Source organism: Rhizobium sp. WYCCWR 11152 (assembly GCF_013087615.1).
In the GTDB taxonomy this organism is placed as follows: domain Bacteria; phylum Pseudomonadota; class Alphaproteobacteria; order Rhizobiales; family Rhizobiaceae; genus Rhizobium; species Rhizobium indicum.
Window position 1 is genome coordinate 538,388 of the sequence record NZ_JABFCP010000008.1, and the last position, 20,949, is coordinate 559,336.

A 20,949-nucleotide genomic window follows, 5' to 3' on the forward strand; every position below is an offset into this window, starting at 1 on the left:
TCGGTTCGCAGTCTGCGTCCCCGAGACTGGTTCGTCGATTGACGTTGGTCGTGCAACGCTTCACAAAGTCCGAAGTTTCGACCAACCCAGCTAAAGCGACGACACCGTCGCGGGGGCCACGGCTACATGCGCATCAACGACGACCGTCATCCCCGCCGCAGAGTGTGCGCATTCCTGACGCTGGTATTTTCAACGCTTCTGCTGGCGAGCACAAACCCCGCCTCGGCGGCTGAGCCAACCAATTCCTCGGCGCCGATCCGGGTTATTATCGAGTTGCCGAATGATGATTCCGGACGAGCGCTGGTTAATCGAATCGTTCCGGGCAATCAGGAACCGGCGCAGCCGGTTGCAGTCTCGCAAGAGGCGGCACCGCCGTCGATTGCCACGTCACTACAGGATTTGCGCCAGAGGTTGCTGACACTCGTCGATGCCGTCCGACCCTTCCCGGGCAGATCCAGTCGGCGATCCGGGTCTTCCAAACGGATGATCGTATCGAACCGGTCGGCCTGATCTTAGCGGTCATACTCTTCGTCGCAGGCGGGTTCGTTGCGCAGCGCCTTGCCTGGTGGTCAGGGCGAGGGCTGCTCCATTTCGTGCTGAACGCGCCTGCCGACACCGTCCGGCAGCGGATCAGGCTCCACGCCGCCCGGCTTTCCATGGGTCTTCTCGCGTTGGTCGGTTACCTGATCGGAAGCCTCGGCGCGTTTATCCTCTTTCCATGGCCTGCCGTGTTTCGCGATATCGCGCTCATCCTGCTATCGGCTGCGCTCATGGTGCGCCTTGGTGTGCTTGTGGGCCGCATTGTCATTGCGCCAGGCGCCCGTCTGCCGCACATGCGGCTTCTGACTCTTGTCACCTCGCTTGCCTGGTTCTGGTACTACTGGCTCCTCGGAATCGTCGCACTGCTGGCGGCTGGCTGGGCCACCATTGAAGTGATAGGGACGATCCGGGCTTCACCGATCTTGGCCGATCTCTTTACCGCAGCATGGCTCGGTGTCGTTTCAATCGCTTTGATCGTCATGATTTGGCTACGGCACTTTCGTTCTGACGGGCCGCCGGTGGGCCGGCTGGTCTGCGTCGGCTTCAGCGCGAGCATCCTGCTATCGTGGCTGTTATGGGTGTCCGGTCTCCACGGGGCATTCTGGACGGTGATCATCATTACGCTTCTGCCTCTTACCGTTTCGGTGGTTCGTGATATCATTCGTCGCATTATTCAATCCGGGGAGGGGCAGGCGGTCGAGGATCCGGCCATCGTCGGATGGTCTGTTGTCATCATGCAAACGCTGCGGAACGGCCTCATCGTGGTCGGCGCGCTGCTCATTGCCCGCGCGTGGAATGTCAATCTCAGTGACCTCGCCGCAGCCGAAACAGTGACCACGCGTTTGATCCGCGCAGGAATCCGGATCGTTATCGTGCTGCTGGTGACCGACGTTATCTGGAAGCTCGCAAGCACGCTGATCGACAGCCAGATGGCGGTGGCGTCGCGAAGCGTGCAGGCAGGGCATCAGGACGGACCCGACGCGCGCCGGCGTCAGCGGTTGAATACCCTTCTTCCCATTCTTCGCAATGTGCTGTTCCTGGCGATCGGAGCCGTCGGCTTCCTGATGATTCTGGATGCCGTTGGCATTCAGATCGGACCGCTGCTGGCGGGCGCCGGGGTCGTCGGCATAGCCGTCGGCTTCGGTGCCCAAACACTCGTCAAGGACATCATCTCCGGCGTCTTCTATCTGTTCGACGATGCCTTTCGCACCGGCGAATACATCCAGGCGGCAAAATATAAAGGCACGGTCGAAGGTTTCTCACTGCGTTCGATCCGCTTGCGCCATCACCGCGGTCCGGTCACCATCGTTCCCTTCGGCGAACTCGGTGCGGTGCAAAACCTCAGCCGCGACTGGGTCATCGACATCATTACGCTCACCCTGAACTATGACAGCGATCTTGAAGAGGTCCGCAAGACCATCAAGCGCATCGGCGTTGAGCTTTTAGAGGATGCTGAACTCGGGCCCAACATCATCGAGCCCTTGAAAATGCAGGGGATCGAGCAGATGGCTGACTACGGTGTGCAGATACGGCTGAAGTTCATGACGAAACCCGGCGAACAGTTCGGGGTTCGCCGAAAGGCGCTTGCCATGCTCAAGAAGACATTCGCGGAAAAAGGCATCCAGTTTGCAACGCCGACCGTCCATGTTTCCGGCGGTCCCGCCGATTCAGCGGCAACCGCTGCCGCCTCGGAGCTGCAAAGACCATCGAAAGTCATCCCGACACTTGAGGAATAGCAACGGCGAGCTTCCCGTCGAATCCCGTCAATGCTCAACACTCTGACCCGGACGTTATCGCCAAGCACGCGTCGTCCGAGACACGGGTTTCGGAAGAGTTTGTTGGCTGGGATCAGCTGTTCTATGAGGGCACGTCTGCAGGTCAACTCGTCGATGTGCTGGATCGTCAAGATGCAAATTCGAGCAGGCCTATTTCAAAAGAGTGGGCCTCTGAGATGGAGGAGGAAGGTATGCCATTGTAATCAAACAGCATCATTATGTTCCATAATCCATCTTATGCGATTAATGTATGTGGGGCTATTTAGTAATGCGACAGTTGGGCCAGTTAGAGATGCGACAATCTCGCCTCTCGACGCGCTGGTCAATGCCAACGTTGGGAGCAAGGATGACGACCTTCAGCCTGGTCGAGACCATGAGCGATCGGAGTCGTCATGTCCTTTATGATCACCATGTCGCAGAAAGAATTGCATCGCCTCGAAGTTATTCAGAAGATCCGTGATCAGCGCCTGAGCGTCGTCCAGGCCGCCGAACTGCTTGGGCTCAGCCGAAGTCAGGTTCACAGGCTGCTGCAGGCCTATGATGAGTCCGGTGCAGCCGGGCTGGTTTCGAAGAAGCGATCGCGGCCGAGCAATCGGCGCCACAGCGAGGATTTCCGCAATGCGGCGCTGGATCTAATCCGCGAGCGCTATCTGGATTTCGGGCCGACATTGGCGCGCGAGAAGCTGATCGAGCTGCACCGGATCTCGGTGGCCAAAGAGACGCTGCGGCAATGGATGACCGAGGCCGGCATCTGGATCTCACGTCGCGAGCGTAAGAAGCGGGTTTTCCAACCGCGCGGCCGGCGCGACTGTTTTGGTGAACTCGTGCAGTTCGATGGGTCGGCGCCCTCACCCGCCCCGATCTGATCTTGCAAAACGGACTATCTCAACGGGCCAAGGTCACGACACGCATGGCCCCATCCACTGACCTAGTCCCGATTGGCCACCACTGGCAAACTGCCTTCGTTCGAAAGACGGGTTTCGGTCTGCCGGGCGGCGGCGACAAGACGGCGCTTTGCGCGGATTGCGTGCCATTGTTGGTCGATCAGGACGCCGATGAGGATCACCCCACCCATGACGGCGAAATTCAGCGACGAGGGAATACCAAGGAGATTCACGAGATTCTGCAACTCCTGGAGCAGGACCGTGCCCAGCACGACGCCGACGATCGACCCCTCGCCGCCGCGGAGCGAAAAGCCGCCAAGCACGGCTGCGGCAATCGCGTAGAGTTCGTAGAACTGGCCATGGCTCGCCGGCGAGATCGAGCGCGTGTACATGGCGAAATAAATCGCCGAAAGCGCCGTCAGCAGCCCGCAAATGACATAGGCCGACATGATCATGCGGCCGGTACGGATACCGGAATAACGGGCCGCCTCCTCGTTCTTCCCGATCGCGTAAAGATAACGTCCGAAGACAGAGCGATGCAGCATGATCCACATGACCACGGCAATGATGACGAGTGCGATGAAGGTGTTGGGAACACCGTAAAACCGCCCAGCGGTCAGGAATTCGAGGTCGGGGAAATTTTGGCCGAAGGCAAAACCCGCAGTTCCGTCGGCCGTATAGAAGCGCGCTGCCCCACGATAAATCAGGAGGCCGCAGAGGGTGACGACGAAGGGCTGCAGGTTGAGCCGGGTGATCAGCCAGCCGTGGACGGCGCCTATGACCGCGCCGAGCGCGAGAATGAGCGGCAGCGCCAGCATCCAGGACATATCCTGGACCGCGATGAAGTCGACAAACAGCACACCGAGAAGCGCGACGAGCGAGCCCACGGAAAGCTCGATACCGCCTGTGATGATGACAAAGGCCTGGCCGATCGACAGAATGCCGAACAGGCCGATCAGGTTGGCAGTGTTGGCCAGGTTGATCGGCAGCAGGAAGCGCGGATTGATGATGGCGACGACGATGCCGACGACGACGATCAAAAGCAGCAGTCCGAGATCTTTTTTGATCATTCGAGATCCATCCCCGATACCTTATTTTGTATTGGCCGCAGCCGCTATTTTACCCTTTTGCCGACAGCAAGCAAAAGGACGCTTTCCTGGCTGATTTCGTCCTCTTCCAATATGCCGGCGATCTGGCCCTCGTGCATGACGGCGATGCGGTCAGAAACGCCGATCACCTCTTCCATATCGCTGGAGATCATCAGGATCGCCACTCCGGCATCGGCAAGCGCTCGCATCAGACCGTAGATCTCGTTCTTCGCGCCGATATCGATGCCGCGTGTCGGCTCGTCGAAGATCATCACCTTCGGGCTCATCGACAACCACTTGGCAAGCACCACCTTCTGCTGGTTGCCGCCGGACAGAGTGCCGGTTCGCGTCGAAACGGAGGGCGCCTTGATACCGAGGCGAACGCGCTGCTTTTCGGCCGCCGCCCTCTCCCGCTCGGCAGAAAGCATGAAGTGGCTGGAGAGCTTGGGGAGATCGGCAAGGGTTATATTCTGGGCGATCGGGAAATCAAGAAGAATGCCGTTGCGCTTGCGATCCTCCGGGACCAGGAAAATGCCACGAGCGACGGCGTCCCGGGCAGAACTGACCGCAATTTGCCGCCCGTCCTGCAGGATGGCTCCGCCGTAACTCCGGTCGATGCCGAAGAGTACTTTTGCAAGCTCGGTGCGGCCCGACCCAACGAGCCCTGCAAGCCCCATGATTTCTCCATACCGGATTTCCAGATCAACGGGACGGCCGGGATAGGCCTCGGTGCGCACGCCGCTTGCCTTCAGCGCAACCGAGCCGGGCGAGCGCTGCGGTTTTGCGGTCCGGGCCGCAAGCACCCGGCCGATCATCAGCTTGACCATCTGGTCGTGGCCGATGTCTTTCTTGGCAAGCGTGCCCACAAGCGTGCCGTCACGCAGGACTACGACCCGGTCTGCGACGCGCTCAACCTCGTGGAGGCGATGCGAGATGAAAATTACACTGATGCCATCCGCTTTCAGCGATTTGATAATGCTCAGGAGCCGCTCGGTTTCGGCGAGCGGTAGGCTGGACGTGGGTTCGTCGAAGATGACGAGCCTGGCGTTGATGGACAGCGCCTTGGCGATTTCCACCATCTGCTGCTCGGCAAGGGAAAGAGATGCCACGGGTGTGTCGGCGGAAAAATGAGCCCCTACCCGCTTCAAGAGCGGCTTCACCATGTCTCGCAGTCGATCGCGATCGACGAGCTTGAAAGGTCCAGCCTTCAGCGGTTCGCGGCCCAGGAAGATATTGGCGGCAACGTCGAGATTCTCAAAGAGATTGAGTTCTTGGTGCACGAAGGCGATGCCGGATGCGATGCTCGATTCAACAGTGAGGAAACGAAGCTCTGCGCCGTCGAGCAGGATCGTGCCCCGGTCGGGGGCGATCACGCCGCCAAGAATCTTCATCAGCGTCGATTTTCCGGCGCCGTTCTCGCCGACGAGGCCGATGACCTCTCCTGGTATGATGTCGATCGACAGGCCCTCAAGCGCAACGACGCCTGGATAGGTCTTGCCAACGCCGGAAAGCGACAGGAACGGCGTTGCAAGCGCGTCCGGTGACGGGATGTCGGAGCTGTGGTTCATCGCCTGTCCATGGCTGCTGATGCTGTCGGCATGAGACGTCTTTCCCGGCGGCGGCAAGTGCCGCCGCCGGGAAGGAAGGTTATTTTCCAGACATGGCCTTCAGGCTGGCGGCATATTTGTCAACGTCATCCTTGCCGATGATCACCGTCGGGATGATGATCAAGCCGTTGCTGGGAACGCCTGATTTGTCGCCCTTGAGGTAGGCCGCCATCAGCTTCATGCCCTGATAGGCCCATTCAAACGGCTGCTGCACGACGGTCGCTGCGATCGTCCCTTCCTTGACGCCGCCGAGCGTGATCGGATCGTCATCAAAACCGACGACGGTGATCTGGCCGAGTTTGCCGGCGTCGCGCAGCGCCTCATAGATGCGCGGCGTATTGTAGGAGTAGAAGCCGACCATACAGGTGACGTCGGGGCTGGCCACCAGCGCGTCCTCGACATTCTTCTTTGCGCGCGTCTGGTCGATATCGTCGCCGCGTACATCTGTCAGCTCGATCTTCGTGCCCTTCAGGCCGTCCTTCATGCCTTGGATGCGCTCCTTGGCATTGTCGGCACCGAGCAGGCCAACGAAGCCGATGCATTTGCCACCGTCCGGCATCGCTTTCTTGGCGATTTCGGCGGCCTGCAGGCCGGCGTCGATATTCGATGAACCGATATAGGCGACGCGGTTGGTCTGCGGCGCGTCACTATCGGTCGTGAAGAGAGCGGTCTGCGAGCCGATCTTATTCAAGCCGTCCGTCTGGGTCTTGGGATCGACTGCGGAAACCATGACCCCCTTGACGCCGGCACTGACCAAGTCTTCCATAAGCCGTTGCTGAACGGCGACAGATGCCTGCTCAGGGTACTTCAGCTCCATCTGGTAGTCTGGCATCTCGCCCTGCGCCTTCTTCACGCCCGCCTCTGCGGCTTTCCAGAAGTCGGATGCGCCATTGACGACAAATGCAAGTGTCGGCTTGTCGGCAGCATGCGATACGGCAATCGGCGCCGCGCTCAGCATCAACCCGGCGAAGAACAAGGCTGCATTGCGTTTCAGCTGTTTCATAATACACCTCCCGAGGGGCCGCAGTTGCACGGGCCCGTTTCCGATTTACGGCCGGCCGGATGCGCGCCCCCTCCTAGGGCCGTCGCAAAGCGACGAGTGGCATAGGTTCCGATCGCTCCCTGACGGTATACAAGAAATTTAATTAGTAAATAGTATTATCAATGCATATCGAAACATTTCGTCGCACAGTGGCTAGGGCTGCAATTTTGTACTGAAAGGTGCCAATAACTGATAGTGTTACAGCAATTCATGCAATTGCCAACGCTTTCAGATAGATGCTAATATTATTATCAGAAAACGACAATCAATCACCCTACCCCCATTATCTGAAGCAGAGACAGTTTCCACGAATGCGAAAACCCAAGACCCAAAAGAGGAATAAGCCTGTGCGTGTGACGATGATGGACATCGCCGCGGCGGCTGGCTGCTCGCAGGCGGCCGTCTCCTTCGTCCTCAACGACACGCCCGGCACCCGTATCTCCCAGCAGACGCGCGATCGCGTATGGGAGGCGGCGCGTGCGCTCGGTTACATGGAGAAGACCTATACGACGAAGGCCTCTTATTCGGGACTGGACAACGTCATCGGTTTCGCCGTGGATCAACTCGCCACCAGCCCGGAAGCGATCGTTGCGATCGAAGGCGCGCGGCAAGCCTCGTGGAACGCCGGCAATGTCCTTCTGGTAACCCAAACGCTTAGTGACCCCGTCATGGAGCCGAAGGCAATCGAGGCGTTGACGAACGGAGGCATATCAGCGCTCATATATATGACGATCTATACCCGCCAGGTGGAGCTTCCGTCCTATGTCAACAAGCTCAACATCCCGACGGTCCTTCTGAACTGTTATACGACGGACCATGCCTTTCCCGCCGTGGTGCCGAGCGAAATCGCGGGAGGGCAGAGCTCCACCCGGCATCTGATCATGCACGGACACCATCGTATCGCGACGATCACCGGCGAAATCTGGATGCAGGCTGCGCAGGACCGGCTGACGGGATATCGCCGCGCGCTGGCGACCGCCGATATACCCTTCGATCCGGAATTGGTCATTGAGGGCGACTGGTCGGCCGGTGCCGGCTATGCCTCCACGATGAAACTGCTTGCTCTGAAAGAGCCGCCCACCGCGATCTTCTGCCAGAACGACCGGACTGCCATCGGGTGCTACGAAGCGCTCAAGGATGCAGGGCTTCGTATTCCCCAGGACATGTCGGTGGTGGGTTATGACGACGAAGAAATTTCACGACATCTCGTCCCTCCGCTGACGACTTCGGTTCTTCCGCATCTTGCCATGGGGCAATGGGCGATCGAACATCTCAACCCGGAAGGTGTGCCCGGCAAGCGCTATCCCATTGCGAAGCTCGAATGCTCGCTCGTCAAGCGTCATTCCGTCGCCGCGCCGCGGGCCGAGGCGCGGCAGATCCTCGATGGCGCATATACCTCGCCATAGGACTTGGGTTCGCGCCGGGACCGAACGCCGGCGGCTGGCTCGGAACCCCTGACCGACGCACACTGGAAGAAGCGGTCGAAATCGCTTAGCGGGCGATAGAACGGCCGGAGTTTGCCTTGTCGACAGGGTTGCGAACGGGTTTCCCCCTGCCCTTGCCTCGTCACTGACCAACCAACCAACCAATCTCAAATATTCTCAACCACAGATACAATCTACGCAGAGACGTCGTTGACGACGTGTAGATTTGGAGCTAGCTCTATCGGCCATGAAAATCGCAATGGTTCTCGTAGTGGTGATATCGCGCATGGGCAGGACGGTCTGATCGTCCGGCAATAGCCACCCATGCGCCGAAAACAGGTCCCTGACGGGGCCTTTTTTTATGCCCCGTCGCAGCTATCACCTCACTCACGACGGAACCCAGATATGACCGGCGAGACAGCCAACTCTTCCCTCAACAACCCCACTGATCGTCGCATGAACGGCGGCGAGATCGTTCTGCAGGCGCTGCGCGACAACGGTGTCGAACACATTTTCGGTTACCCCGGCGCCGCGGTGCTGCCGATTTATGATGAAATCTTCCAACAAGAGGACATCAAACATTTCCTGGTGCGCCACGAGCAAGGCGCCGGACACGCAGCCGAAGGCTATGCCCGTTCGACGGGACGAGTTGGCGTCATGCTGGTGACATCGGGACCGGGCGTTACAAATGCGGTCACGGCGCTGCAGAATGCCCTTATGGACTCCGTTCCGATCGTCTGCCTCTCCGGTCAGGTGCCGACAAATCTGATCGGCACGGACGCTTTTCAGGAATGCGATACGGTCGGCATCACCCCCCCCTGCACAAAGCACAATTTCCTGGTCAACCACATCGACGATCTGGCCAAAACGATTCATCTGGCTTTCCGGATTGCGGCGGCGGGTCGACCCGGCCCTGTTCTCGTCGACATGCCGAAGGACGTGCTCTTCGCCAGTGGGGCCTATGTCTCACCCGACCAGGTATCTCCGCTGCCGAGCTACCAGCCCGCGGTGCAAGGCGATCAGAATGCGATCCGGGCGACTGTCGCATTGATGGCCGAAGCCCGGCGCCCCATCATCTATACCGGCGGCGGCGTCATCAATTCGGGGCCGGAGGCGTCGAGATTATTGCGTGAGTTCGTCGACCTCACCGGCTTTCCCGTAACTTCCACCGTCATGGGACTTGGAGCCTATCCCGCCAGCGGGCGGAACTGGCTGCGAGTCGCCGGACAGGACGGATCGCATGAAGCCAATATGGCAATTGGCGAGTGCGATCTGATGGTCGCCATCGGCACGCGGTTTGACGATTTTGCGATCTCGCGCATCCATGAGTTTTTGCCTCACTCGAAGAAAATCCAGATCGATATCGATGCCTCGTCGATCAACAAACGCGTTCCCGTCGATATCGGCATTCAAGGCGACGCCACGCATGTGCTGGCGGATATGCTGCATGCCTGGCGGTCACTTTCCTGTGTCTCCGACCAGAAGCGGTTGCAGGCGTGGTGGACACAGATCGATCACTGGCGAGCCCGCGATTCGTTTTCCTACGAGCGGCTGGACCATGCAATCATGCCGCAACATGCCCTGGAGCGCCTGCATGCGCTGACAAAGCCGCACGACCCCATCATCGCCACGGAGATCGGTCAGCAGATGTGGGTGGCGCAGTTCTTCGGTTTCGACAGGCCCAATCGCTGGATTACATCAGGGGGATTGGGGACCATGGGCTTCGGTCTTCCTGCCGCGCTGGGGGCGCAGCTCGCAAATCCCGGCCGTCTTGTCATCGACATTGCCGGCGACGCGTCGGTGCAGACGACGATGAAGGAGCTGTCGACGGCGATACAGCATCAAGCCCCGATCAAGATCTTCATCTTGAGCGATGAGCATCCGGGCATGGCGCGAGAATGGGGTCAGGTACCGGATGGCAATGGTCGATCGCGCGCTTATTCGGCCTCGCTGCCCGATTTTACCAAGCTCGCGGAAGCCTATGGCGCCGTCGGCCTTCGCTGCGAGAGCCCGAGCGAACTCGATTCCAGGATCGAGGAGATGATCGACGTGGACCGGCCGGTGCTCCTTCACTGCCGGGTTGCAAGGCTCGCCGACACCCTTCGGCAGTAACGGCCGGCACCCCAAAAGCAAGCCGTGCGATCCTGCGGCCCGCAGTCATCGTCTATGCTAGCCCAGGACCTCATGATCGAGGCTGGCGTCTCGATCATGTATTTATGCCGCTCTATGAGATCGATTTTCTTCAGGCCGCAGAGAAGCCGGATGCGGTCCGAGGAATTCCAGGTACGCGCCGTTCCGACCAAAGATAGTATGTCACGACTCTTTGTTTGAAAGAGCGGCCAGGTCCTCTTTAAGCCGCACCGGTAAATCCATCCGTTCGTGAAGAATGCTCATGACGCCAAGATCACCGTTCTCAAGTTCACGAAAGAACAGGTAGTGATGCTCATAGCGGCTGAAATAGGCCCGACGCCTGATGTCAGCGGGAACTGCCAACCGTTGCGGAAGCTGTCGCCAGATCAGGCGATCCTCGCATAAGCGCTGCAAATAAACATGCAGCCCGAGAATGTACGCATCTGCCTGTTTTTCTCCCCACGCCTCGAACGTGTCACGCCAAATCTTGTCCTGCGCGACGTCAGCGCGTGGATAAAACCGATAGGCTACCATGCTCAGCGGCGCTTGTTGCGGCGGATAACGTCTTCAGCGGAAACGACGACAAACTCGCTGTCGTCGGCACGCATCGCGGGTGCAAGTTCCTTTTGCAGGGCATCCCATGCCTCGTCGCGCGTTTGCAAGTCGCGTCGGATCAGTGCGCGAATGTACTCGCTCGCATTCTCATAGAGGCCGTCGTCACCGATCTGCTGCTGAATGTGATCTTGCAGCACGCCGCTGACCTTCACATGAATGCTGCCCGATGCCATCGGCCTACCCTTTCGTTCTTCCTCTAACGTGGGGCAGCGTAGCATATATTGTCAATATTCATCACAAAGAATTTGATCGTGACATGGTTTCTCGAACCTCACTCTGCGACCTGGCTGTCTTAAGATCTTCTGACCAGGATCATCATAGTCGTTCCGCCGCTTGTGTTTAGTGCTTGCGGGCCTGGGGCAGCAGGTTCATGCTTGTCCCCTGTCTGAGGCCTGCTGGTTGCGGCTGAAATAGCCGTACATCGGGGTTTCGTGAGATGCGTCCGATGGAGTGCAGCGGCTGCGGGTTCGATGTTCAGAGCGGTTTTGCTTTCTGTCCGCGATGCGGCGCAAGGCAACCGATATCGTGCGCCGCCTGCGGCTATCCTTGTCAGCCCGATTTTGCCTTCTGCCCCCAATGTGGCGCGCCGATATCCGGTAAAGTCCAACCCGCAACGAAGCCGAAGATTGAGGCGCTACCTCAATCGGAGGGCGATGCCGACCGGCGGCCGGTGACCGTGCTCTTTGCCGATCTCTGCGGCTTCACGACCCTGAGCGAGCAGATCGATCCTGAAGTCATGCGGGTGCTGCAGAACGAATTGTTCGAAGAGATGACCCAGGCGGTCGAAGCCTATGGCGGCTTCGTCGACAAGTTCGTCGGCGATGCACTGCTGGCGCTGTTCGGCGCGCCGGTCGCCCATGAGGACGATCCGGTCCGGGCGCTTGGTGCTGCACTCGATATGATCGGTCGGGCGACGCAGGTCGGCGAGCGCTGGCACGCCCGCGCCGGCGTGCCGCTGCGTCTGCATATCGGCATCAATAGCGGCCCTGTCGTTACCGGCGGCTTTGGTGCGGTCAGTACAAAATCCTATTCCGTGACCGGCGACACGGTAAACACCGCCCAACGCCTGCAATCCATGGCCGGCGAAAACGATATCCTTGTCGGGCCGCTGACCTATCGCCTCACCCGCCATGCCTTTGCCTTCGACAGTCTCGGCGCGCAGACGTTGCGCGGCAAAAGCGGAAACGTCCTTGTCCATCGGCTGACAGGGCTGTCGGAAGCGCCGCATACGGCGCGCGGGCTTGAAAGTTTCGGCCTTCGGGCGCCGATGATCGGACGGGATACGGAGTTGTCGGGGTTGCTGACATGCCTCGACCTTGCCTGCGGCGGCGCAGCGCAGCTTGTCCGGCTGATCGGCGAAGCCGGTATCGGCAAGTCGCGGCTGGTCAACGAATTCGTCGCAACCGCCGGCAATGCCGCCCGTTTCCAGGGCCTCGCCATCCGCAAAGCGACCTGCTCTCCGCTCGGCGAACAATCCTATGGTACGCTCGGCGCGGTCGTACGCATCGCCTACGGCATCGGCGAGCGGGACGATCTCGACAGGGCGCGGCAATTGCTGGCAACGGGGTTCCGCGCGCTCGATCTGGCGCAGGAGGAGGTCGAGGGGCTTCTGCCGCTCTTTCTGCATGTCCTGGGCCTCGGCGATCCCGATGGCGCGTTGCGGCACATCGAGCCAGAGCAGTTGCGGCGGCAGATCTTCTATGGCATCCGCACCGTCTTCGAGCGGCGGCTGGCGCAAGGTCCCCTGCTGCTTGTCATCGAGGATCTGCACTGGGCCGACGCCGCCTCGCTGGAAGTGCTTCGCTTCATGATGGACCGGCTGGAGCGCAGCCGGTTGATGCTGCTGGCGATCTACCGGCCGACATCGCAGACCGACCCACTGGACTCCAATCGTGTCAGTGTCACCGTGCAGCGTCTTGCCCCACTCTTTGCCGCCGACGGGCAGAAGCTGCTTGCTGCGTTTTTTGGCGTGGATCATGGCAAGTTGCCGGTAACGATGCGCAAGCGCATCCTCGACCGCGCTGGCGGCAATCCGCTTTTCATCGAAGAAATCCTTCGGGCACTGATCGACATGGGCACGTTGCACAATGACGGCCAACGCTGGCATGTCGCAGCAGAAGACACGGATGTCGATATCCCGGTGAACCTGCAAGCCCTGTTGCTTGCCCGCGTCGATCGTCTACCACAGGACATCAGACGGCTGGCGCAAGAGGCGGCGGTGGTCGGCCCGAAGTTCGATACCGCCCTGCTCCGCACTATCGCCACCGACCCGGCCGCCATCGATGCTGCATTGGATCATCTCTGCGATGCCAATATCATCGAGGAATTGCGCGGGCCCGATGCCGGCAGCTCGCCTGGCTATCGCTTCAGCCAAACGCTGATGCACGACGTCATCTACCACAATCTCCTGCTGCAACGGCGCATGGAGCTTCATCAACGGATCGGCCGGGTTCTGGAACGTCAATATGGCGTAGCGCCCGACCGGCCCGAGCATCTGGCGCAGCTCGGCCATCACTTCAGCCTGACCACTGAAAAGGCCAAGGGGGCCAGCTATCTGATGGCGGCGGGCGATCTGGCGCGCAAAACCTACGCCAATGACGATGCGATGCGCCTCTACCGTCAGGCCCTTGCGGCCTTCGCAAACGAGGCAGAGGTTACACCAGAGCAACTCGCGCTTCTCGAGCGTCTTGCCGATCTCTGTGGCCCTGCCGGCCTCCGCGACGCCGCCGTAAACCATTATCAACGAGCGCTTGCGATTCACCGGACCAAAGACAACCCTATTGCGGCAGCGCGGATATTGCGCAAGGTCGGCCGTTTGCATCTTGATGCAGGACGCCGCGATCAAGCGGAGACACATTTGGCCGAAGCCGAAGCAATAATCGCAACAATCGATGCGCCGGTCGAACGTGCACATGTCCTGCAGGAGCGCGGCCATCTGGCCTTCCGCATGGGGGATCAGGCCGCTGCCGCCGAGTGGGCGACGCAGGCATTGCAATGCCTGCAAACGCTGCCGATCGACGGGACGACCGAGACCGGACGGGAGACAGCGCGAGCGATGGCGGAGGCGCTGAACACCAAGGGGGCGGCCTTTGCGCGGCTCGGGCGTCGCCGCGAGGCCGTGCAGGAAGTGGAGCGCAGCCTCTCGGTCGCTGAAAAAGCCGATCTGCAAAGTGCCGCCTGTCGCGCCTATTCCAATCTCGGCGTTCTCTACACGATTGTCGACCCGGCCAACGCCATCAAGATCTGCCGGCGCGGGCTGGAGCTTGCGACCCGTATCGGCGATCTCGGCTTCCAGGCGCGGCTTCTCGCCAACCTCGCCGTTGCCTGCTGCACCTTTACCGATCGCTGCGCCGCCGAGGGTGTACCGGCCGCGGAAAAAGCCGTCGAAATCGACCGGGCGCTCGATCAGCGCGACCATCTCTCCGTGCCGCTGATCGTGCTGGGCCAAATTCATCAATGCCACGGGCAGCCGAAGCTAGCCCGTAAGTATTACGAGGAAGCCCTTGAGGTTGCGAAGGAAATTGACGAGCCGCAACTGCTGTTTCCGTGCTATGATGGCTTGGCGACACTCAGCCTCGAGCATGACGACATGGACGAGGCAGAACGGTATTTCACGCTGGCACAGGATGTGTGCATCCGCCACAACCTCGATCCAGGCACGCTCGTCGTCCTGCCGTTTCTCGACTGACTGTCCCCGTTCAACAACCGCAGGAGATCGATTAGGCAAATCGATTCAAAAGCATAAAGGGAGGAACGAAACATGCAGGAGAACCACGCCGCAAGACCATTGCAGCCGGGAGATCGCGCGCCGAACGTGGTGCTGGATGCGATCACCCGCCAGGGCAAGGTTGCCATCGACGATTTTCGCGGCCAGAAGCCGGTGTTCGTCGGGTTGTTCCGCGGATTGCATTGCCCCTTCTGTCGCCGGCAGATCGCCGCCATGGCCGAACTCACCGACGCATTGCAGGAGAAAGGCATCGATAGCCTGACCATCGTCAACACGCCGATCGAGCGCGCTCGCCTCTATTTCCGCTACCATCCGCTTCCCAATCTGCTGGCGGCCTCGGACCCGGAACGGGTATCGCACAGGGCCTTCGGCCTGCCGAATCTTCAATTCACCGAAGATGAGAATGAGTGGCCGCGCAAAGTCAGCATGAACACGGTGATGTCGATGCGCATCGACATGCCGGGCGAGCTTCCAGAGCCTATGGACCCGATGGCGGCGTCGGAATTCCTCGACAAGGCGGACGGCTATGAAATCACCGAGGATGACAAGCAGATGATCGCCACCGGCCACGGCCAGCTCGTTGGCGAATTCCTGCTCGATCGGGATGGCGTCGTGCGCTGGTGTTTCACGGAAGTCGAGGAGGATGGCCGCCATATGTTCGGCGGTCCCGCCCCTCGGGAAGTGATGTCGGCAGCGTCGAACATGGCTGTTTGAAGCGAATGAGGCCGTGCTTGAAAGGTCGGCCGCTTGAACAAGGCGAGCAATTCCCGGTCCCGCGTGATCGCCCTTATTCCATCCTGAACTTGGCGTGGCAGGTCGTACAGGTCTGAAGCATGAGATGGAACGCGTGTTCTGCCGGCATTGCCGCGGCGGCCTGGCACACGCCGGTCGCCCGTGACGAGACGGTCGACCGGATGGTGTTCTCGCGCCGGAAACGATCAGCCGAGAATTTCTAGAGTTGCCAGCGTCAGCACGACATAGCGGCCGGTCTTGGCGACGAACACCAGGATCGTGAACGGGATGAGCGGCTCCGTGCCACATAAAGGACTCGAACATCGACGACAGATGAGTCGCAATTGAAATCGAGCTGCTTTGAATGTAGTTCGAGGAGCATGGGCAAGATGTACCGAATCGCAATGAGCAGGCTGCTCGTGATGATGCGGCTGGTGATCATCGTATCACTGGCGGGGTACTCGCTGTCGAACGCCAGCGCCGCCATGCATGGCTCCTCGTTCCCCGAAATGGCAGCGGTCGTGTCCGAAACCGATGCTGTGCAGCATCACGATAGCCATGACATGACGAAGATGGCTGTTCATGACCACTCCCAGGGCGACGTCAGTGACGACGCAGATGGCGCATCGAAGCCTGTCAAGCAAGAATGCTGCAAGGATTTCTGTGGCGGGCTCGGCATCATTTGTGAAGGCCAGGATGTCGGCGGACCCGTCGTAACCTCGATCCGGCAGTTCATCGACGATCGAACAACCGTTGGCGAGCTGCCGCCCCTCCACCGTCCCCCGAATATCTGAATAGAGACGTACCCGTTTGATCGGGTCTAGTCGGACGCTTGCCTGCTTCGGGGCGAGCGGCCCGTAGGCTATCTCCTATTCGGAAATTTCATAATGAAACCCTCGCTTTTCGTGGTGGGGCTGCCGCTTATCGTCGGTGGCTGCGCATCCACACTTCCTCCCGACGTGGTGGCGTCTCCCACCGCGGTCGACCAGCCGTCCGCACTTCCGGCGGCATACAGGTCGCCGATCGCAGGCTATGTCGCCCGGCAGCCGGTCGATCCCAAACCCTGGCGCAGACAGAACGATCTGCAGTCTCCCATGAATGGAGACGACTCATGATCGGCACCACAAGACTGATCGCGGCGCTGGCACTCCCGCTCGCCTTGAGCGGCTGCGTTACAGGCGCCGACTATTCCCGCAAAGAGGCGGGTTTCACCTCCGTTGCCAACAAAACCGCCATTGTCACGGCGAAAGAGACCGTCTGGATCCAGAACCAGAACCAGGCCCGATCGGCGGCCGCGCAGGTCAAAAGTCTGCTTGCTCGGACGAAGCCTCTCGACGTCGAGACGGCCGTCCAGATCGCGTTGCTCAACAACAAGGGCCTCCAAGCCGCCTATGCCGACCTTGGCGACAGCGCCGCCGACGCTTGGCAGTCGACGATGTTCATCAACCCGACCGTCTCCATCGGCACGACCGGGCTCGGAACTCCGGAACTGCAGGCGTTCAAAACGATCGAAGGGATGATCACGACGAACATCCTGGCGCTCGCCACGAAGAACAGGGACATGGCGATCGCCGACACCCGCTTCCGGCAAGCGCAATTGACCTCGGCGGTGAAGACACTTCAGGTCGCCGCCGACACCCGGCGCGCCTGGATCGGCGCGGTGGCGTCATGGGAGACCGTCGGGCAGCTCCAGCGTGCCCAGGCGACCGCCGACGCAGCCTCAGAACTCGCGGAGAAGCTTGGCGAGACCGGCGCAATGACCAAGGGCGCTCAAGCCCGTGAACATGTCTTCGTCGCCGAACTCGCCGGAGAAACGGCGAAGGCCCGCCTGTCCGCCCGTCTTGCCAAGGAGGAGTTGACGCGGCTGATGGGTCTCTGGGGCTCCGATCTGGACTATCAGGTCCCGAACAGCCTGCCACCGCTCCCCAACTCCGTCGTCAGACGCAATACCATCGAGGCCGAGGCTCTCAGGAACCGCATCGATCTGCAGATCGCAAAGCTCGACCTTGAGGCCACGGCCAAGTCCCACGGCCTCACCGAGGCGACACGCTATGTGACCGACCTCGAAGTCCTGACCGGTTTCGAAACGGAACGCGAAATCGAGGACGACGAGACGAAAACGCGAACCACTGCGCAGGTCGAGCTTGAATTCGCCATTCCGATCTTCGACACCGGCAAGGCCCGGATGCGCAAGTCCGAGCTGGCCTACATGCGGGCGGCGAACCTCTTGGCGGAGAAAGCCGTCAACGTCCGCTCGGAAGCACGCTCCGCCTACGAGGCTTACCGCTCGAACTACGATATCGCGCGGCACTACCGCAATAGCGTCGCGCCGCTGCGCACCAAGGTCGAGGAAGAATCCCTGCTGACCTACAACGGCATGATCTCGAACACCTTCGAGCTGCTGACAGACACCCGCGACAAGATCAACTCCATCCTGCTCTCCGTCAACGCGAAGCGAGATTTCTGGCTGGCCGAAGCCGATCTGGCGCCTGCGATCTACGGCGGCGGCGCGACGAAGGCGTCGGCAGAGACCGAGGTCGCCGCTGCTTCCGAAAGCAGCGCTGGCGGCGGTCATTGAGAAAGGACACTCCATGTTCAACAGACGACAACTCTTAGGAGCCAGCGCCGCTCTGCTCACCGCAGCCGCCTGGACGAAGACGGCGGCGATGGGCCTGCCCGACGCACCGACCATGGAATCGGCGGACATGCAGCCGCCACTCCACCCTGCCTCAGGTCCAGACTATCAGCCCGTGGTCACCCTCAACGGCTGGACCCTGCCGCACAGGATGAACAATGGCGTCAAGGAGTTCCACCTGGTCGCCGAACCGGTCGAACGCGAGATGGCAGACGGCATGACCGCCTATCTGTGGGGCTACAACGGACAGTCACCGGGACCGACGATCGAGGCGGTCGAGGGAGATCGCGTCCGCATCTTCGTCACCAACAAGCTGCCGGAGCACACGACGATCCACTGGCACGGCATGATCCTGCCGTCAGGCATGGACGGCGTCGGCGGACTGACACAGCCGCATATTCCAGTTGGCAAGACCTATGTGTACGAGTTCGACCTCGTGAAATCCGGCACCTTCATGTACCACCCGCATTCCGACGAGATGGTGCAGATGGCCATGGGCATGATGGGTTTCTTCGTGATCCATCCGAAAGATCCCAAGTTCATGCGCGTCGACCGAGACTTCGTCTTCCTGCTCAACGCCTACGACATCGACCCCGGCTCCTACGTGCCGCGGATCATGGAGATGACCGACTTCAACATGTGGTGCTGGAACAGCCGCGTGTTTCCGGACATCAGCCCGCTGGTCATGTCGAAGAACGACAGGGTGCGGGTCCGCGTCGGCAACCTGACGATGACCAACCATCCGGTCCACATGCATGGCTACGATTTCGAGGTGACCTGTACCGACGGCGGCTGGGTGCGGCCGGAAGCGCGGTGGCCGGAGGTGAGCATCGACATCCCTGTCGGCGCGATGCGTGCCTACGAGTTCGACGCCAAGTATCTCGGCGACTGGGCGATCCACTGCCACAAGTCGCACCACACGATGAACGCCATGGGTCACGACATTCCAACCTTCATCGGTGCGGACAAATCGAAGGTCGCCGAAAAGATCAGGAAGCTGCAGCCGGAATACATGCCCATGGGCACCAAGGGCATGGCCGACATGGGCGAAATGGAAATGCCCATCCCCGAAAACACCGTTCCGATGATGACCGGCTGGGGGCCGCATGGTCCGATCGAAATGGGCGGCATGTTCTCGGTCGTGAAGGTCCGCGAGGGGATTTCGGCGGACGATTACTCAGATCCTGGCTGGTACGAAAACCCGCCCGGAACGCAGGCCTTCGAGTGGACCGGAGAACTTCCGGACGTGACCAAGGCCAAAGATGCAAAAACGCAAATCACGCCGAAGCCGACAAACGGCTGAGATCCGATCTCAACATCGAAAAGGAATTACGGATGAAAAATTATCTTATGGCATTGGCCCTCGCAGCACTCGCGTCGCCAGCACTTGCCTCCGGCAATCATGCCGGCGGCCACGGCGAGAAGATGGCTATCGGAGAACCCGGCGACAAGGCCAAGGCGACACAGACCATCCGCGTCACGATGAAGGAAACCGACGACGGAAAGATGCTGTTTACTCCCGCAGCCTTCAACGTCCGCAAGGGGCAGACGGTCAAGATCGCGATCAAGAATGCCGGAACGATCGACCACGAATTCGTGCTCGATCAGGAAGACAAGATTCTGGAGCACAAGAAGATCATGGAGAAGTTCCCGGAAATGGAACACGCCGACGCCAATTCCATCCGCCTTCCGGCTGGTCAATCCGGCGAGATCGTCTGGAAGTTCACTACCGACGGCGAATTCAAGTTCGCCTGCCTGATCCCCGGCCATTACGAAGCCGGCATGCACGGCGACGTCACCGTCGCTGGGAAAATCCGCAAAAAAGGAGCTACGAACATGAAAACTGCCATGATCAAAATCAGCGTGGCCGTCCTGCTCTCTGCCAGCGCGGCCTTTGGTGCGTTCGCCCAGGAATTCACCAAGGGTGTCGTCAACAAGGTCGACGCCAAAGCGAACAAGGTGACCATCAAGCATGAGGAGCTGAAGAACCTCGACATGCCTGCGATGACGATGGTTTTCCGGGTCGAAGACCCGGCTCTGCTCGAAAGGCTGAAGGAAGGTTCGAAGATCGAGTTCGTCGCCGAACGCGTGAATGGCAAGCTGACCGTCACCGAAGTAAAATAGGGGGCTCCTGCCGCCCGGTCTCGATCCGGGCGGCAGAACATCAAGGAGTGGAGACGATGCACAGGAGAAGCTTTATTACAATGGCGGCATCCGCCCTGGCGTTCCTTGGCGGAGGGACACGCGCCGCCGCGCCGGCGAAGATGACCGTCTACAAGGATCCAAACTGCGGCTGCTGTCATGAATGGTCGAAGGCGATGGCAGCGGCAGGATTTTCCCTCGACGCTCGCGACACCGACGACCTTGCAGCGGTCAAGGCGCGGTTGGGCGTGCCGGCCGACATGCAGGGGTGCCACACCGCCGTCGTCGAGGAATATTACGTCGAGGGACACGTGCCGCTCGATGCCGTCCAGCGCCTGTTGCAGGAGCGACCGCCGGTCCGAGGGCTGGCCGTGCCGGGCATGCCGTCCGGCTCGTTGGGGATGGGCGACGACCCGCAGGCGTCCTATGATGTATATGCGATCCCCTCGGGAACCGGCGCGCCATACGTATTCCTGGAGGTCCGTCCCCGGAAGGGCTGACGTCGCGATCGATCAGGCCAGAGCCGGCGGCCGATCAGGGAACCGGAGCGGAATCGCGCTGCGCCAGACTGAGACTGATCGACCGGTTGCCGCGTCGACGGCGTCGAA

15 protein-coding genes and 4 pseudogenes are annotated in these 20,949 nt (G+C 60.2%); 13 read left to right on the plus strand and 6 right to left on the minus strand.

What is annotated here, in order from left to right; translation table 11 throughout:
• The first annotated feature begins 126 nt into the window (after nt 1–126).
• Together G9X67_RS12475 and G9X67_RS12480 are read left to right on the plus strand one after the other, a co-directional pair.
• A pseudogene (locus tag G9X67_RS12475) lies at nt 127–2,276 on the plus strand (mechanosensitive ion channel family protein).
• Nucleotides 2,277–2,707: 431 nt separating this feature from the next.
• Nucleotides 2,708–3,157: pseudogene (locus tag G9X67_RS12480) on the plus strand (helix-turn-helix domain-containing protein); the annotation flags it as partial.
• 86 nt (nt 3,158–3,243) lie between these two features.
• Here G9X67_RS12480 and G9X67_RS12485 read toward each other — a convergent pair.
• From G9X67_RS12485 to G9X67_RS12495, 3 genes are all read right to left on the minus strand, one after another.
• Nucleotides 3,244–4,269, minus strand: a complete 1,026-nt coding sequence (locus G9X67_RS12485; RefSeq protein ID WP_138329444.1) for an ABC transporter permease — start codon at nt 4,267–4,269, stop codon at nt 3,244–3,246.
• Nucleotides 4,270–4,313: 44 nt separating this feature from the next.
• Entirely contained in the window at nt 4,314–5,855 is a 1,542-nt protein-coding gene (locus tag G9X67_RS12490) for a sugar ABC transporter ATP-binding protein (RefSeq protein WP_171598769.1), read from the minus strand.
• 79 nt (nt 5,856–5,934) lie between these two features.
• Nucleotides 5,935–6,897: a sugar-binding protein gene (locus tag G9X67_RS12495; protein ID WP_018242042.1), complete on the minus strand. Its 963-nt coding sequence runs from the start codon at nt 6,895–6,897 to the stop codon at nt 5,935–5,937.
• 350 nt (nt 6,898–7,247) lie between these two features.
• Here G9X67_RS12495 and G9X67_RS12500 point away from each other — a divergent pair, with 350 nt between their 5' ends.
• Together G9X67_RS12500 and ilvB are read left to right on the plus strand one after the other, a co-directional pair.
• Nucleotides 7,248–8,342: a LacI family DNA-binding transcriptional regulator gene (locus tag G9X67_RS12500; protein ID WP_171598770.1), complete on the plus strand. Its 1,095-nt coding sequence runs from the start codon at nt 7,248–7,250 to the stop codon at nt 8,340–8,342.
• Between the two features lie 423 nt (nt 8,343–8,765).
• Nucleotides 8,766–10,472 carry a biosynthetic-type acetolactate synthase large subunit gene (gene ilvB / locus G9X67_RS12505; RefSeq protein WP_171598771.1) on the plus strand — a complete coding sequence of 569 codons (1,707 nt, stop codon included), beginning with the start codon at nt 8,766–8,768 and terminating at the stop codon, nt 10,470–10,472.
• A 201-nt stretch (nt 10,473–10,673) separates the two neighbouring features.
• Here the strand turns inward: ilvB and G9X67_RS12510 are convergent, their stop codons facing one another.
• Nucleotides 10,674–11,024 carry a type II toxin-antitoxin system RelE/ParE family toxin gene (locus G9X67_RS12510; RefSeq protein WP_171598772.1) on the minus strand — a complete coding sequence of 117 codons (351 nt, stop codon included), beginning with the start codon at nt 11,022–11,024 and terminating at the stop codon, nt 10,674–10,676.
• Nucleotides 11,025–11,026: 2 nt separating this feature from the next.
• The gene (locus G9X67_RS12515; protein WP_129420972.1) at nt 11,027–11,278 is read right to left on the minus strand and encodes a transcriptional regulator; all 252 of its coding nucleotides are present in this window, start codon (nt 11,276–11,278) and stop codon (nt 11,027–11,029) included.
• Nucleotides 11,279–11,550: 272 nt separating this feature from the next.
• On the opposite strand from G9X67_RS12515, the gene G9X67_RS12520 reads away from it, so the two are divergent.
• Entirely contained in the window at nt 11,551–14,793 is a 3,243-nt protein-coding gene (locus G9X67_RS12520; RefSeq protein WP_171599044.1) for an adenylate/guanylate cyclase domain-containing protein, read from the plus strand.
• A 72-nt stretch (nt 14,794–14,865) separates the two neighbouring features.
• Nucleotides 14,866–15,546 carry a peroxiredoxin-like family protein gene (locus G9X67_RS12525; protein WP_171598773.1) on the plus strand — a complete coding sequence of 227 codons (681 nt, stop codon included), beginning with the start codon at nt 14,866–14,868 and terminating at the stop codon, nt 15,544–15,546.
• A 73-nt stretch (nt 15,547–15,619) separates the two neighbouring features.
• Here G9X67_RS12525 and G9X67_RS34960 read toward each other — a convergent pair.
• Nucleotides 15,620–15,700, minus strand: a pseudogene (locus G9X67_RS34960) (cytochrome C); the annotation flags it as partial.
• A 244-nt stretch (nt 15,701–15,944) separates the two neighbouring features.
• Here G9X67_RS34960 and G9X67_RS12530 point away from each other — a divergent pair.
• The 7 genes and pseudogenes from G9X67_RS12530 (at nt 15,945) to G9X67_RS12555 (ending at nt 20,841) form a co-directional block, all read left to right on the plus strand.
• Nucleotides 15,945–16,358, plus strand: a complete 414-nt coding sequence (locus tag G9X67_RS12530; RefSeq protein WP_171598774.1) for a hypothetical protein — start codon at nt 15,945–15,947, stop codon at nt 16,356–16,358.
• A 93-nt stretch (nt 16,359–16,451) separates the two neighbouring features.
• Nucleotides 16,452–16,679: a hypothetical protein gene (locus tag G9X67_RS12535; RefSeq protein WP_171598775.1), complete on the plus strand. Its 228-nt coding sequence runs from the start codon at nt 16,452–16,454 to the stop codon at nt 16,677–16,679.
• Complete coding sequence (locus G9X67_RS12540) at nt 16,676–18,142, plus strand: TolC family protein (RefSeq protein WP_171598776.1); 1,467 nt, start codon at nt 16,676–16,678, stop codon at nt 18,140–18,142. Before G9X67_RS12535 ends, G9X67_RS12540 begins: the two co-directional genes overlap by 4 nt.
• Before the next feature lie 13 nt (nt 18,143–18,155).
• Nucleotides 18,156–19,502 (plus strand): copper oxidase, encoded by a 1,347-nt coding sequence (locus G9X67_RS12545; protein ID WP_171598777.1) that lies wholly within the window; start codon nt 18,156–18,158, stop codon nt 19,500–19,502.
• A gap of 32 nt (nt 19,503–19,534) precedes the next feature.
• Nucleotides 19,535–20,011 (plus strand): annotated as a pseudogene (locus G9X67_RS34720) (plastocyanin/azurin family copper-binding protein); the annotation flags it as partial.
• A gap of 24 nt (nt 20,012–20,035) precedes the next feature.
• Nucleotides 20,036–20,323 carry a copper-binding protein gene (locus tag G9X67_RS34725; protein ID WP_138329456.1) on the plus strand — a complete coding sequence of 96 codons (288 nt, stop codon included), beginning with the start codon at nt 20,036–20,038 and terminating at the stop codon, nt 20,321–20,323.
• A gap of 56 nt (nt 20,324–20,379) precedes the next feature.
• Nucleotides 20,380–20,841, plus strand: a complete 462-nt coding sequence (locus tag G9X67_RS12555; RefSeq protein ID WP_138329457.1) for a DUF411 domain-containing protein — start codon at nt 20,380–20,382, stop codon at nt 20,839–20,841.
• Nucleotides 20,842–20,949 lie beyond the last annotated feature (108 nt).

Coding starts and splice junctions, on each gene's coding strand:
- G9X67_RS12485 (WP_138329444.1), bottom strand. CDS start 4,269: ATGATCAAAAAAGATCTCGGACTGCTGCTTTTGATCGTCGTCGTCGGC.
- G9X67_RS12490 (WP_171598769.1), bottom strand. CDS start 5,855: ATGAACCACAGCTCCGACATCCCGTCACCGGACGCGCTTGCAACGCCG.
- G9X67_RS12495 (WP_018242042.1), bottom strand. CDS start 6,897: ATGAAACAGCTGAAACGCAATGCAGCCTTGTTCTTCGCCGGGTTGATG.
- G9X67_RS12500 (WP_171598770.1), top strand. CDS start 7,248: ATGCGAAAACCCAAGACCCAAAAGAGGAATAAGCCTGTGCGTGTGACG.
- ilvB (WP_171598771.1), top strand. CDS start 8,766: ATGACCGGCGAGACAGCCAACTCTTCCCTCAACAACCCCACTGATCGT.
- G9X67_RS12510 (WP_171598772.1), bottom strand. CDS start 11,024: ATGGTAGCCTATCGGTTTTATCCACGCGCTGACGTCGCGCAGGACAAG.
- G9X67_RS12515 (WP_129420972.1), bottom strand. CDS start 11,278: ATGGCATCGGGCAGCATTCATGTGAAGGTCAGCGGCGTGCTGCAAGAT.
- G9X67_RS12520 (WP_171599044.1), top strand. CDS start 11,551: ATGGAGTGCAGCGGCTGCGGGTTCGATGTTCAGAGCGGTTTTGCTTTC.
- G9X67_RS12525 (WP_171598773.1), top strand. CDS start 14,866: ATGCAGGAGAACCACGCCGCAAGACCATTGCAGCCGGGAGATCGCGCG.
- G9X67_RS12530 (WP_171598774.1), top strand. CDS start 15,945: ATGGGCAAGATGTACCGAATCGCAATGAGCAGGCTGCTCGTGATGATG.
- G9X67_RS12535 (WP_171598775.1), top strand. CDS start 16,452: ATGAAACCCTCGCTTTTCGTGGTGGGGCTGCCGCTTATCGTCGGTGGC.
- G9X67_RS12540 (WP_171598776.1), top strand. CDS start 16,676: ATGATCGGCACCACAAGACTGATCGCGGCGCTGGCACTCCCGCTCGCC.
- G9X67_RS12545 (WP_171598777.1), top strand. CDS start 18,156: ATGTTCAACAGACGACAACTCTTAGGAGCCAGCGCCGCTCTGCTCACC.
- G9X67_RS34725 (WP_138329456.1), top strand. CDS start 20,036: ATGAAAACTGCCATGATCAAAATCAGCGTGGCCGTCCTGCTCTCTGCC.
- G9X67_RS12555 (WP_138329457.1), top strand. CDS start 20,380: ATGCACAGGAGAAGCTTTATTACAATGGCGGCATCCGCCCTGGCGTTC.